We start from the raw sequence: 12860 nt of genomic DNA on the forward strand, positions 1-12860 counted from the left end.
GCACGATTTACGTATAAGCTGATCAATCGTCAAGTTGCCTCGGGTATGATGGCCATCAAAGCCGATAAAAACGTTCGTATGCGTATCTACTTTAAGCACGACAAGTGGGATGCGCCCCGAATGAAGACCTTGGTTCTCGACTCGACTCGTCAAGATATTGATGTGTCGCTGAATGGGGAGCTTACCCAACATCGCTTTCGTATCGGTATGGGCGAGCGCGATGCCAATAAAGCACGTCTGCGCGACGGCTGCTATGGAATGCTCTACTCCTTCAAGATCGCGGCTCCCGAAGGACGGCGTGTGCGGATTGGGTTTATGCCTCGGGGGGGAAAGTCTGGTGTGGTAGGCTTGCTTGGTGGCGACCTGATCATGTCCGAGATTCGGGAGGCCTACGAGCGGGTAACATTCTGTGAGGCGGTGGTGGGGCCACGCGGCGAGGTGCAGTTTACAACGAGTCCCTTTGGGGGAGTTTTCTACCCCGTCGAGCTCACTTTTCAGCTCCTCCCTGCCGCTACGAGTCCTCCCACCCGTTAGCGTAGGAGCGTGTATGAGTAGCGGTGTGATTCGCAGTGTTGGGGTAAGCAAGGCATTTGGGGGCGTGACGGTGCTAGAGGGGGCTTCGGTCACTCTCTACGCGGGAGAGATGCATGCCTTAGTGGGCGAGAATGGAGCGGGTAAGTCCACGCTCGCCAAGATCTTCGCTGGGGTGCATGCTCCCACCGTGGGCCATCTGGAGCTGGGAGAGCAGCATGTCCACTTTTCCGGGACGCGTGATGCTGCCGCCTATGGTGTTGCCTTGATCCCTCAGGAGCCCCAGACCTTCCCCGATCTCAGTGTCGCCGAGAATATCTTTATTGGGCGACAGCCGGGCAAGAGTGGGCTGGTAAGCTGGCGCACGATGCACGACGAGGCAAGGCGCCTGCTGGATACTTTAGGCGTTTCACTCGACCCCAAAGCCCCGGTTCGTGGCCTCTCGGTGGCAGATCGCCAGATGATCGAGCTGGCGGCGGCGCTCTCGCTCAATGCAAAAGTTCTGATCTTTGACGAAACCACGGCATCGCTTACGCCGGGCGAAGTCGCGCGACTGGCGGAGATTATCGCCCGCCTGAAGTCCGAGGGCTGTGCCCTAGCCTTCATCGGGCACCGCACTGAGGAAGTCTTCTCGCTGTGTGAGCGCATCACCGTGCTACGCGATGGAAAAGTGGTCTCCGCCGACAAGCCGATCTCCGAGACCAACATTGCGGAAACTCTGCGCCTGATGGTCGGGCGCGACCTCTCCCCGGCTTCGTCCCTCAGCCACCCCTCTCCGGCAAGCGACGAGGGGAAAGTTTTGCTCGAAGCCCGCAACCTCACGCGGCGCAGGAAGTTTACGGACATCTCGCTGACGGTGCATGCCGGTGAGATCGTCGGGCTGGCGGGGCTGGTGGGAGCGGGGCGCACCGAGGTGGCGCGGGCTCTCTTTGGGCTCCTGCCCCTCGACTCCGGCGAGGTCCGAGTGGGGGGCGAGCAAGTGGCAATCAACAACCCTGGCGATGCCATGAAGCACGGCCTCGCGCTGGTGCCTGAAGACCGTCAGCTTCAAGGCGCACTCCTACCCTGGAGCATCTGGCAGAACAATAGCCTGGCAAGCCTCAAGGGCGCGTGGCTTGCTCCCGGCAAAGAGCGTGAGCTGGCGCAGAACTGGAAAGAAAACTTCGAGGTGCGCTGCCAGAGCGTCGAGCAGAGCCTCTTGGAGCTATCGGGGGGGAATCAGCAAAAAGTTGTCTTGTCCAAGTGGCTGGCGACCAACCCGAAGGTCTTGATTTTAGATGAGCCAACCCGTGGCGTAGATGTCGGGGCCAAGGCGCTGATCCATGACGAGATCCAGAAGCTTACCGCGCAGGGCCTCGGGGTGCTGCTTATCTCGTCTGACTTGCCGGAAGTACTTGCCCTCGCCGACCGGATCTTAGTGATGCGTGAGGGCAAGATTGTCCAAGAGCTGAGCCGCGACCAAGCCACTCCCGAGAGTGTTATTGCGGCGGCGACGGGAGTGTCAAAATAGGGAGCTCACACTCGCATTCTGCAAAAATATAGTCTAGAATTCCTAAGATTTCGGGCGTTTGTAGCAGCGAGTACGAAGGCGTCTCGAACACCTCCCCGGAGATGGTGCATCGGTGACCTGGTGCGCAACTCCCGCCGCGACATCTATCTTGAGGCACTCGCGCTTGTTTTTGTAGGCCATTTCCGTATCGACTGCACTGCAATGGCTGGGATCGTCACTTTGATGTGCTCATCGGCAGCGGTGGCGAGCCAGGTCTCGATGCCTCCTTTGCTAAAGCCGACAACGCCAATGCGCTTGCCATCCTATAAGCTTCAAAAAACGGGTGCGTCGCTGCACCGGGGTCAGATTGTCTCATATCATGTCTACCATTGTACTCGCTTCGCCGCTTTCGGTACAGAGGAATTGAGTGTCTGGCTGTGGAAGAGTAGGTGCGGAGGTTGTGCCTTATGGAGCAGTGGATTACTCTAGGTTGCATTATTTCTTTCTCGTTCTTGCCCGCTGTGATCGTCTATATGTGGGAGCGGCGCATTGTCTGGCCCTACTCTGATTCTCTTAATGTTGATCCATCACAGGACGAACATCGAAATGTCCTCAATCAGGAGTATATTGATACAACACTTGAAGAGATGCGACAATGTGGATTTCGACTTCTTTGTCGGTATTATGATGCCCGTCGTCCTCAGTACAAGCTCAGTTACATTTTTGCTATCTCCGAAGATCGTCAAACAATGGCCCTGCTTGGTTATGGCGATATGTTAGGCATTCATGCTAAAGGGGTAAATTTAATCAGTAAAAATAGTGATAATCACTACTACTATACAACCAATACAACTGCCAATGAATCTTATGATGTGTCAGAAACTTCTGACACTCAAGTATTTCTTACGGCAAAGAATTTTATAGTTCTCTATAATCAACATAAAAAATGGTTGTTACATCGTACTATTCCTTCTGATTTTTCTTCGGATGGTGCACTTCAGGAATATCGCAATTTTTTTTATAGTCGTTGTGAACTAAGACAAAGCCGTGGCTTGATTCGCTACATTGATTCGGAAAAACGAGAGTGGAGATATACTCTCTGGGGAGCCATGAAAATGTCGGTCATGAGTGTTCTTAAAATGCTGTTTCGTTTTTAAAAATAGCAATAATATATAAATAAAAAACATTTTATTTTTAGTCGGCTTATTTCAAATTTTGATCATGCTAACTAAAAGTAAAAACAAGTTGCTAAGAAAACTAGCGATGTTGCTAAAAAAAACTTCAGGGCATCGGTAACTTTTGGAACGGGTGCTTTGTCTAAAAATCGGAGGTTGGAAATTTATGGCAACAAGACTATCAATCCCTCAAGTGCTCGACACAGCACAGAAGGTTATCAATACCTGGAACGAGAACCCAGGACTTACCATTGGCAATGCCGCACTCAATAACCAGATCACAGCAGTAATGATGGAGGCGCTGGTGGATGAGATTCAGGCCGACGACGAAGAGATTGAGAAGCTCCGAACGCGGCTGACGGGTTTAGTGGATGCGCGTGATACCAAAGTGGGGACGCTCTCGAGCTACAACACGCGAGTTAAGAGTGGGGTTCGCTCAAACTTTGGCCCGGACTCCAAGCAGTATAAGCAAGTGGGTGGCATCCCGACCAGCGAGAGAAAATCCCCGGTTCGCAAACCAAAACCCACGCCGTAGCTTGAAATTTATCCCGCCGGTTGAAATTGGCGTCTGAGAGCCTCGTACCTCGGCTAAGAAGTCGCTCCGCGACTGGAGACACACAAATTCAGTAGTCGCGGAGCGACTTTTTGGCGCTTGCGCCCTCAAACGCCGATTTCAATCGGCGGGATGGGTTAGACTAGCTTGCCGTGCCAGAAATGAATCTGTTTGCGCTTCCAGGTGTAGGCCACGGCAAGTTCGTTCTTACTGAGGGGAATAATGGCGGGGTAGGAGAACTCCAGCTTGGGCTCTGTCTCGATGTCGAGAAAGCTGGGCCAGGTGAGGCCGTTGTCAAACGAGAGGGCGATGCGTAGCGGCGTGCGTGCGGCCCAGTTCCCGACCACGGGGTTATGCGCCAGCGCCAGCGTGCCGTCTCCGAGCCGCGCGAGATCAATCCCACTGTTGTTGTTAGGGAGCTTGGAGTCGTAGACCGGCTTCCAGGTCTTACCGTTGTCGTCAGAATCCGTGCGCGGGCAGTAGCCGCACGACGAGCGCAAGAGGGCGTGGAGCTTGCCGGGCGCGGACTCCCACATCGTCGCCTGAATAATCCCGTGCTTCTCCCCAAGCGCCACGCGGTCTAAATTTGCGGTGCGCTGCCAGGTCTTGCCGTTGTCCGACGACCGGTCGAAGAATGCTTCCCAGGTGCCTTGCTCGCTCGATGCTCCGGCGAGCAGTGTGCCATCGGCCAGCAAGATCGGCTTGTTCTTCACCGGCCCCCGCCCGCCCGTGTCATCGCCAGGGACAAGCTCACGCGCCGCACTCCAGGTCTTCCCCGAGTCGCGCGAGGTCATGGTGTAGGTCTTCCAGTGAGGAATCGTCGCCCCGGTCTTAAACCAGAGGTGGAGGGTTTTGTCTGGCCCGAAAAACAGCACCGGGTTCCAGTGCGCGGTCTCATCAATCTTGGCCACCCGCACTGGTGCGCTCCATTTATTGCTCTCACGGCGCGAGAGCCAGATCCCGACATCGGGGTGCTTCTCTTTGGTGCCGCCAAACCAGGCCGCCACCAGAGTCTTGCCACACAACGCGACGGTCGAGGCGTGGCACTCGGGGAAGGGAGCATCGGTGTAGATCGGCTCCTGGGTGATTGTCTCTAGACGTTTCATACTGCCATTATAGACGAAAAACCCACGCCCGGCGGCGCAAGTCTAGCAGAGTTATTGCCAGCGCCAACGGCCACCAAGCGAGCGGAAAGACTGCCAGCAGGATCGCAAAGACCAGGCAGTTGGTCGCAAACGAGCCCAACGCGTCCCAGCCACGCCGCGCCACAAAAATCCCGCCCAAGAGCTGAAGCGCTGCAACCGCAAGAACCGGAGCCAGGGCATGCGCCGCGACACCGGTCAGCCAGCCCGTCAGCGCGATACCAAGCCAGGCGCTTCTCCAGCCTAAGTGCCGCTCCGGGCGACAGTCAAAGGGAGTTATGGGCGGCTCGCACCCGGCAATCTGGCGGCGATTGTAAGAAAGTAGGCGGTAGAGCGGCCAGATCGCAGCCTTGAACCAGCGTTGACGCAACACGGGCCGGAGCCACGCTGCCTTGTGCCCCATCAGCAGAAAGAGCGCATCCAGCCCGTAGACAATCTCGCCCGTCGCGCGGTCAATCAGCGGAATCGCCACCCGGCCACGCGCCACATCCAGCCGCTCAAAGACCTCGGGACACTGCGCCAGAGCCTGGCCAAACGCCACCCGCCCCGACCGGGGAAGCACCCCCAGGCGCACGAAGCCCTCGGTGTAGAGCTGGCACAGCGGGCAGCTATCGTCGTAGAGGATCACTTTCTCGGCAAGCATCACAAACTCCCTGATTTCTAAAATTGAACGCGTTCATATTTAGAATATCGGCGATTCTGTGGCTTGTCAAGAGGGTCTAAGGGCGCGATAATGTTTCTGATGTGGACAGCTCAAGAGATCAAGGCTCTTTTGGAAGAAGTGGAGCGTGCCGACCCAGATCGTCGCGTCTTCGGCTCCTCGCACCATCACTACCGGCTTCATGCTCCACGACCAGAAGCGACCGTGCAGGCGCTCGAAAGAGAAAATGGGATTGTTCTTCCCCCCGATTACCGCGACTTCATTTTGCAGATCGGTGACGGTGGTGCAGGTCCGTTTTATGGAATGGATGACCTAACAAGTGCATCACGCTACAGTGATCTGACCCAGCCCTTTCCTTTAACGGAGAGTAGTGAGGTACTGGAAGACGGAAGGCTTGAGGAACTGATAGACCCGAATCAGTATCCAGGAGTACCAGGCGGGTTGGCTCTGGGACACCAAGGATGTGGGATTTATGCTTGGCTTATTGTCAATGGTGCGACGTATGGAACCGTCTGGGACGGACGTGAAGATTTTTATCCGACGGGTCTTTCATTTTGGCAATGGTACGAAAAATGGCTCAATCGTCTACGTGATCGTGCACTCCCGACTCTTGCTAACGAGCGCCGTATTGTCGGGATAAAAGTGGGAATGCCTTTAGCCGAAGTGACCAAGCGATTTCCCACTCAGGAGCGATCACGCATGACAGGCGTATGCCGAGGGGAGGCGTACCATGTTGCCTTTATAGGTCTCGCCACCGAGTTTGCTGTCAGTAAAAAAGAAAATATTGTTCGCATCATTGAACACAGTATCTGATAACCCGTATAAAGGTATCTCAAAAGCAAGCGTTGATGCAACCTGCGCAAGATTTGTGTGTCCCAGAAGCTATGCAAAGTGGAAGTCAATCTCAGACAGACATGCTATTCGAAGCCAAGGCTTGCCTCCGTCGTCGTGATTATGAAAGTGCACGTGTTCTTGCTGAGACCTTAATTGCACGCGATCCGAACGACAGCGAAGCGATTCGGATTCTTCTGGCTGCGGATACAGCGCAACGCAGTCGTCCAGTAGCAGATGAGGGTTTTCTGACACGGCGTGCAGGTACAGAAATTAAGAATGTGCTCTTTGGGGCGATCGTGTTAGTGGTGGGTTTTGGCTTCGTTTTCCGGGGAATCAGTGTGGGATGGAACGGAACCCATATTGGCTATACAAAGCGCGGAGGAATCACCGAGACACGTGGTTCCTCAATGGTCCTGGGAGGGCTGGCTGGGAGTGCTGCGGGTGGGCTCTTCCTTTTCCTGGGCCTCTCACGTTTTCGTTTACGCTGACTTGGGGCGAATCCGCGAGTCGTGGGTGACGATAAGGTTGCCGCGCGTGGCGCTCCAGCCTTCGGAGCGTTTTTCGGCGCGGTAGAGCTCCATGAGGTGGCAGCGGTCTTCCCACTCGGGGTCGGGGCGGAAGGGCGTCTCGGCGGTTTCCTCGAACTGCACATAGCCCCACCACTCAGGGCGGTGCATGTCGATGGCCCACTGCGGGCTCCAGACCCAGTTGTGCTCCGGGGTGCTGGGGATCTTCTGGTAGGGCGCGGGCACTTTTCCGGAGTTATCCACAGGCAGAGGCGAGTTATCCACAGGGTAGGGGAAGTTATCCACAGGCTCGATGTCCCACTCGACCCGCGAGAAGTTCACCCGCCACTGCTGTCCGGGCTTGGGGCAGTCGCCGCCACGAAGCGTCTTTAGCCCACTCCAAGGCAGTGCCAGCTCCAGGGTCCAGCCGTGGTCGCGATCTCTTGCATCGTTGAGGGTGCCGAAGACTTTGACGGCGGTTTGGATACCCTCAATCTCCCACTCATTGAGCGCGGGGCCGCCATCGCGGTAGGGCTTGGGCAGGCGCAGATCCCACGTCGTGTTGAGCGCGTTCATCTCAAACTCACCGTAGTCGTGGTTGTCGCCGTCGGGATCGAGAAAGACCTCGAAGTCGTTGTCGTAGAAGATCACGGAGTCGTGCTCCGTGAGCGTGGCCCAGATATCGGGCTCTTCTAATGCGGCGGCGATATAGAAATAGCTCTCGTCCCAGAGCATCTTCATCCGGGTGCGGAAGCGCGGCGCGGGTTGGCTCTCGCCCTCGATGTCTAGGAAATCGTCGCTCCAGGGTGCGGCCTGCCAGACGGTCTTTGTCAGATCGCCATCAATTACAATGGGCTCGCTTGCACGAGAGCAAACATAGCCTTTAGGGTGAGGAAAACTCATTTTAGCGCTGTGTCAGGTTAAAGTTAACGGTGATCGGGTTGTTCGGATTTGCCAGGGTAGCGTCTTTGGTCTCGGAGACATAGCCGCCCGGAATTGTCTGCACCGTGTAGCTGCCTGCGGGAACAATAAAGAAGTAGTTCCCACCGGCATCCGTGTTGATGGTCTCAAGCTGAATCCCTGCGCGTAGCAAGAAGACCGGGGCATTAACGATGGCGCTACTATCCGTCGCGGAGGTGACTTTGCCGGAGATGGTCTTGAGAGGCGCGGGTGGGTTGGGGTTGGGGTCTACCTGGAGGCTTAGGTCTCCGGCCTCGTTGATCCCAAAGCCAACTGTCATGCTCTTGAGGGCGATCTTGCTCCCTGAACCTGCGGAGATCTCTGCGGTACCATCGGGGACGAGATCAATCAGAAAGGTCCCATCGGTGTTGGAGAAACCACTGAGGCTTCCCTGGCTGGTATTGACCACCACGAAGGCGCTCTTAACGGGCTTGCCTGTCTCATCGAGCACACGGCCACGCACTTGCCCGATATTGAGATAGAAAGCCAGCTCGGAGTTGGCTCCCGCGGTTACCGCAGGCTGGAAGGCAAAGGTCTGCGGGGTCTTGCCAGGGACGGTGATCGTGGCGGTTGTGGTGCCGATCAGGGCTCCGGTGATACGAAACGAACCCACTTGGTTGCTGGAACTGGCATTGGCGCGTACGGTGGTGGTTGCGGAGGCACCACCGATCGTGACCGTGGCTCCTTCCACTTGAAGGTCCGCTTGCAGGGAGTCATAGACGATACCCGTGACGATACTCGCCTTGGTATCCGTTCCACCGCCGCCGCCACCACCGCAACCTGCGGCTAGAGTTGTGAGCGCACTCAGCGCTAAAAAATTTCGTCGTGTCATGGTTGTTTATCGAAGGATCTGGATGGGGCGGATGACGCGGGTGGTCTGCCCATCATCGGTTCTGGCGGTCAGGGTGACGAGATAGCCGCCTGCAGGCAGAGGCTGTCCGCTATCAGTGAGGCCGTTCCAGAGGACGCTCTGGCGCTCGGTGGCGCGGCCTCGCGTTGTGGTGAGGTGACGGACACTGCGACCTGCCAGAGTGCTGATCTCCGCCTGGACATCGGCATCTGCGGTGAGGTTGTACTCAAGGCGAATACTGCCGCCACTGGCCCGACCGGCGGAGCGGGTGAAGACATTAGTGATCCCCAGAACCTGGCTGCGCTCCGCCTCCGCGACGATCTGAAGCTTACGGGTCTGCCCGGCCTGCACCGCAACGCTCCAACCGGAGCGGCTTGCCAGCGGAAAACGTGCCCCCGTTGCTATGTCTAAAAGCGTCAGCCGCATGGTCTTGGGGAGCGTTTCAAGACCATCCCAGGCCAGAGTGACATTGCCTGACTGCGCTGTGGTGAGCGTGAGAGGCCAGGTTCCTCGGTTGGCATCCTGGCCGCTGCGGAAGTCCGCCGCCATGCGTCCGCCTGCGGTCGCTCCCTCGCTCGCTAGGGCAAGGCTCACGCTGGGCACAACATCGGGTGGGGCTTCGATATCCCAGCGCGGGTCGAAGCTCCGGGTGGCACCGGGAGCGGCGCCCAAGCTGACCTCCGACGAGCGCTTGCCCTGGATCGCCCGAAGGCGCACGGCCCAGTCAGGCTTGCGGCTGGCCGTGGGGACTAGTGCACGTGTTGGCACCGAGCGGCCCAGCGTATCGGGACCAGGGATGAGCAGTGTCACTCCTTGAGGAGCATAGACTCGTACCCAGTAGCCTCGCCAGTCCGCCGAGAGTGAGTTGGTGGGATTGTATGCCCCCGTGTCCGGGTTGAGCCCCCAGACCTGCTCGGCGATCAGGGAGCCGTAGGGAGCGTTGTTGGCATCGGCTCCCGTGGCGGCGCCAAAGACGATGGCATCGTTTTCCAGGTACTTGACAGAGGTTTTGGTGATATCTAGGTCTTGTGAGAATGGTGTGCCAATTAAGTTCCAGCCGTAGGCTAGGTGGAGGGTGTAGTCCACATCTGTCGAGGGCGTGATCCCCGTGAGAGAGACCGTGGTATTGATCGGTCCCCCGTTGGGGAGAAACTTCAGGAAGTAGCCCTTGCCTGGCTCCAGCAGTCCGACACTGGGGGTGTTGGGAGTAACCGCGGCGTAGACACGGGTAATCGGGTCCCAGCCTGCCAAGAGAAAATCGGTGGCGGAGCGACCTAGTGCGCCTTCGACGGTGGGCTCCAGAGGCCGTAGGGGAAAGCTGACAAGATTGAGGTTCCCGACAGGGAAGGCGCGGCTCAGTGTGGTCACACCGCCTCCCGCACCGATGGGCCGTAGAACCACGTAGTTGATCCCATCGCCCGTGTTGCGCTGGAAGGTCTGGACCGTGGGGCCGCTGGTGATACTGAGGGTCGTCTTGGAGAACTCCCCGAGCTGTGCTCCGAGGGTCACTCCAAAGCCACGCCGTGCGATTTTGGTGGTGGCATTGCGTGTGGTGATGGGGGCCAGAACTGTGGTCTGGCTCACTGCGACATCACCGTCTATGCCCCCCGTCATGACCCCCAGAACATCGCCGCTAATCCCCTGAGAGAGATACGTTCGATTCGTCAGGCCACCCACAGCGAAGTCAGCTACGAGACGACCATCATCGAAGCCCTGGTTGGGGAAGGCGAGTGTGGTCAAGAAACCCTCACCCGCTTCGATCTGTGCTTGTTGCGAGCCACCGCCCAGGGTGATTCGGGCATTGTCCGAGTTGAGATAGGTGGCGTAGGCACGCCCGGAGAGCAGCTCCTCATCGCCATCGGGCTTGGTGCGGTAGTAGACCAGGGCGATCAGTGACGACTGCTCGCCATTGCCCGGGGTGGGCTGGCGCGGCAGGACATAGGCATAGAGCTTGGGACCGGTGGTGACACTGGTGTCCAGAATGTACTGCTGGGAAAACCACTCGCTGAAGGGCAGGCCCTCGACCATGGGAAGGGTGGCTGCGACAAGGCTCTTGAGGGCGGGGACATTTCCCGCTAGGGCGGCACCTTGGGCATCCGCGGCGGCGTAGTACGCGGCATTGAAGCTCTTGAAGAAGTCTTTGTTCTCGATGTAGCACTTAAGCCAGGCCGCGCCGCTCATGCCCATGCGCGACTGGAGCATCTTGGCAATGGTGATCTCGCCGTCAATGAATAAGTTGGCCTGCGAGGGGGGGAAGAACGTGTTGTTGCCAAGTGCGGGCTGGTTGAGCAGGTCGTAGTAGGGTAGCAGGGTGTAGAGGCTGTTGGCCGTGGGATCAGAGAATCCCAAAGCAGGATCGCGGGCGATAATGGTGGCCGCAGCGCGGGCAAAGCCTTGCTCCCAGGCATCGTACTGAAAGGTCAGGGGGCCGTGGAAGGCGTGGACAAGATTCAGCAAGCAGGCATGGGCGAGGGAGTCTACGCTCTGGTAGAGGGGCAGATAGATGCGGTTCTCCGACGGTGAGTAGGCTCCAAAGGCCAGGCGCTGGATGTCCGTGGCGGTTCCGGTATTAAAGAAGCCCATCGAGCGTATCTTGACCTCACCGCTGAAGGCGGGCTTGCCGTAGAGTGCCACGAGGCGCGGGTAGACCGCGTTGATAAAGTCCTTAAGGAAGTCTTCGACCACCAGAGTACTGGTGCCGCTGGCGATACTGGCTCCGTTGAAGTTCTCAAATGTGAACGTGAGCTGGCCATCGCCAAACGCACGGGTGACACGGGGTGTGACGATCCGGCCACTCTGGCGGACGGTGACTAGGGTCGAGACAGGGAAAACCGTCGAGCGCTTTTGCTTACTGAGGCTGGGAGCCAGTGCGCGGCTACGGGCTTGCCACTCTTTGCGGAGGCGTGCCTCGACCGCGGTGGGAATGTCTTTGCCTTTGGGGACATCCAGCACCACCGACGATTGCGGGCCACTGGAGATCGTCGCAAAGGGCTTGTTGACGAGATTCTTATAGGGGGAGCGCTGGGCAAGAGCGGGAGCGGCAAGCGCCGTCAGTGCCAGTGCTGAGCTTAAAACGAGATTCGAGCGAGTCATCACTTGCTTAGACGCTTATACTACAGGTTTTGCTTCAAGTGATTTTCGCCTCCCCCGCCTCGCCTAGGCTCGTCACCCCCTCCGGCTTCGCGAAGGGGGGGCGGGTTTCGTTTTTACAGCCGTCCGAGTAGCTCGGGGCGGGTGCGGAGGGCGATCTTGGTGATGCGGTGGAGGGCCTGCATCCACTCCCGCAGGGCTTTGGCGGCGTCGTTGCGCGCCGTGGTGGCGGCGATGGCGGCGCTTCGGGCGGCTTCTTGGGCGCTTCGGGCGCTCTGGAGGGTGTTGAGGGTGGCGGTCGCCGCGCTCAGCCCTGCGCCGTTGTAGCCTAGCCCACTCAGCACGGTGCTGTAGGGCGCTTGCCCCGCCGCCGCATAGCCGGAGCGTGCGAGGGTGAGGAGCTTCTCGGTGTCGGCGGGGATCGTGCCCACGACGCCTAGGGCTTGCCGCTCGCTCACCCCACGGTAGGCGGCGCGGACGGTCTCGCGGAAGTCGAAGTAGGCTATGCGTGCTGCGGTGCGTGCGCTAGTCACGGTCTGGTTTGCCTTGGTTTCGTCCCCGATGGCGGTCTGGCGGACGGTAAAGGCGCTCTGTGCCGCGCTTTGAAGCCCTAGCCCCACGTTGAGCTTGGCGCTGTCGTAGCCACGGGGGGCGAGGAGGGTGAGAATCTCGGGGGTGGCCAGGATGGTGTCGAGGGTGACACGGCTCTGGGAGATAAAGTTCGCCAGGGCTTCGTCCTGCTCGGCGGGTGTGGGGCGCACCTTCTTACTCACTCGGCTCTCGATGGTGCTCATCGTGCTCTCGTTGCTACTAGTCAGGCTCTCGTCACTGCTGAGAGCGGTCTCGTTACTGCTCATCGTCATCTCCTGCGTGCTCAACACGCGCTCATGGCTGCTCCTACCCTTCGTCTAGCGGCTCATCATGGCCTCCGCAGCAGTCTTGGCCCTCTCGCCGGTGGTAGGGGGAGCGTCCCCCAAACCCCGGAGCCTCTCGTTACTACTTAGGACACGAACATCGGAAATTTGGTTGCACCCCGTAACCACCGCAGGTATTCAGGATCGTGCTGCCT

General features: G+C 58.2%; 12 protein-coding genes. 6 read left to right on the forward strand and 6 right to left on the reverse strand.

Features of this window, described 5'->3' with window-relative positions:
* The 4 genes from RMO15_RS05130 to RMO15_RS05145 all read left to right on the forward strand — a co-directional run.
* A partial coding sequence (locus RMO15_RS05130) for a hypothetical protein (RefSeq protein WP_309708717.1) occupies positions 1-534 on the forward strand: 534 nt, incomplete at its 5' end.
* 13 nt (positions 535-547) lie between these two features.
* On the forward strand, positions 548-2041 hold the full coding sequence (locus RMO15_RS05135) for a sugar ABC transporter ATP-binding protein (protein ID WP_309708720.1): 1494 nt from the start codon (positions 548-550) through the stop codon (positions 2039-2041).
* 446 nt (positions 2042-2487) lie between these two features.
* On the forward strand, positions 2488-3177 hold the full coding sequence (locus tag RMO15_RS05140; protein WP_309708723.1) for a hypothetical protein: 690 nt from the start codon (positions 2488-2490) through the stop codon (positions 3175-3177).
* Positions 3178-3361: 184 nt separating this feature from the next.
* Positions 3362-3730, forward strand: coding sequence for a hypothetical protein (locus RMO15_RS05145; protein ID WP_309708726.1), 369 nt, complete (start codon positions 3362-3364; stop codon positions 3728-3730).
* A gap of 155 nt (positions 3731-3885) precedes the next feature.
* On the opposite strand, the gene RMO15_RS05150 is transcribed toward RMO15_RS05145, so the two are convergent.
* The gene (locus RMO15_RS05150; protein ID WP_309708730.1) at positions 3886-4854 is read right to left on the reverse strand and encodes a sialidase family protein; all 969 of its coding nucleotides are present in this window, start codon (positions 4852-4854) and stop codon (positions 3886-3888) included.
* A 7-nt stretch (positions 4855-4861) separates the two neighbouring features.
* Positions 4862-5533 carry a hypothetical protein gene (locus tag RMO15_RS05155; RefSeq protein WP_309708733.1) on the reverse strand — a complete coding sequence of 224 codons (672 nt, stop codon included), beginning with the start codon at positions 5531-5533 and terminating at the stop codon, positions 4862-4864.
* A gap of 99 nt (positions 5534-5632) precedes the next feature.
* Here RMO15_RS05155 and RMO15_RS05160 point away from each other — a divergent pair, with 99 nt between their 5' ends.
* Both RMO15_RS05160 and RMO15_RS05165 read left to right on the forward strand, forming a co-directional pair.
* Positions 5633-6364, forward strand: coding sequence for an SMI1/KNR4 family protein (locus RMO15_RS05160; protein WP_309708736.1), 732 nt, complete (start codon positions 5633-5635; stop codon positions 6362-6364).
* Positions 6365-6465: 101 nt separating this feature from the next.
* Complete coding sequence (locus RMO15_RS05165; RefSeq protein ID WP_309708739.1) at positions 6466-6873, forward strand: hypothetical protein; 408 nt, start codon at positions 6466-6468, stop codon at positions 6871-6873.
* On the opposite strand, the gene RMO15_RS05170 is transcribed toward RMO15_RS05165, so the two are convergent.
* The 4 genes from RMO15_RS05170 to RMO15_RS05185 form a co-directional block, all read right to left on the reverse strand.
* A complete protein-coding gene (locus tag RMO15_RS05170; protein WP_309708742.1) occupies positions 6865-7794 on the reverse strand; it encodes a carbohydrate-binding family 9-like protein in 930 nt (309 codons plus the stop codon). The two genes, RMO15_RS05165 and RMO15_RS05170, sit on opposite strands and share 9 nt — an antisense overlap.
* Before the next feature lies 1 nt (position 7795).
* A complete protein-coding gene (locus RMO15_RS05175; protein WP_309708744.1) occupies positions 7796-8683 on the reverse strand; it encodes a carboxypeptidase-like regulatory domain-containing protein in 888 nt (295 codons plus the stop codon).
* 6 nt (positions 8684-8689) lie between these two features.
* Entirely contained in the window at positions 8690-11794 is a 3105-nt protein-coding gene (locus tag RMO15_RS05180; protein WP_309708750.1) for a FlgD immunoglobulin-like domain containing protein, read from the reverse strand.
* A 113-nt stretch (positions 11795-11907) separates the two neighbouring features.
* Positions 11908-12648, reverse strand: coding sequence for a hypothetical protein (locus RMO15_RS05185; RefSeq protein ID WP_309708747.1), 741 nt, complete (start codon positions 12646-12648; stop codon positions 11908-11910).
* Positions 12649-12860: the final 212 nt, after the last annotated feature.

The sequence above is a fragment of the Armatimonas sp. genome (assembly GCF_031410135.1).
Classification (GTDB): Bacteria; Armatimonadota; Armatimonadia; order Armatimonadales; family Armatimonadaceae; genus Armatimonas.

Bases quoted from the DNA above. Each gene is read 5' to 3' on its own strand.
- RMO15_RS05135 (WP_309708720.1), top strand. From the start codon at position 548: ATGAGTAGCGGTGTGATTCGCAGTGTTGGGGTAAGCAAGGCATTTGGG.
- RMO15_RS05140 (WP_309708723.1), top strand. From the start codon at position 2,488: ATGGAGCAGTGGATTACTCTAGGTTGCATTATTTCTTTCTCGTTCTTG.
- RMO15_RS05145 (WP_309708726.1), top strand. From the start codon at position 3,362: ATGGCAACAAGACTATCAATCCCTCAAGTGCTCGACACAGCACAGAAG.
- RMO15_RS05150 (WP_309708730.1), bottom strand. From the start codon at position 4,854: ATGAAACGTCTAGAGACAATCACCCAGGAGCCGATCTACACCGATGCT.
- RMO15_RS05155 (WP_309708733.1), bottom strand. From the start codon at position 5,533: ATGCTTGCCGAGAAAGTGATCCTCTACGACGATAGCTGCCCGCTGTGC.
- RMO15_RS05160 (WP_309708736.1), top strand. From the start codon at position 5,633: ATGTGGACAGCTCAAGAGATCAAGGCTCTTTTGGAAGAAGTGGAGCGT.
- RMO15_RS05165 (WP_309708739.1), top strand. From the start codon at position 6,466: ATGCTATTCGAAGCCAAGGCTTGCCTCCGTCGTCGTGATTATGAAAGT.
- RMO15_RS05170 (WP_309708742.1), bottom strand. From the start codon at position 7,794: ATGAGTTTTCCTCACCCTAAAGGCTATGTTTGCTCTCGTGCAAGCGAG.
- RMO15_RS05175 (WP_309708744.1), bottom strand. From the start codon at position 8,683: ATGACACGACGAAATTTTTTAGCGCTGAGTGCGCTCACAACTCTAGCC.
- RMO15_RS05180 (WP_309708750.1), bottom strand. From the start codon at position 11,794: ATGACTCGCTCGAATCTCGTTTTAAGCTCAGCACTGGCACTGACGGCG.
- RMO15_RS05185 (WP_309708747.1), bottom strand. From the start codon at position 12,648: ATGAGCAGTAACGAGACCGCTCTCAGCAGTGACGAGAGCCTGACTAGT.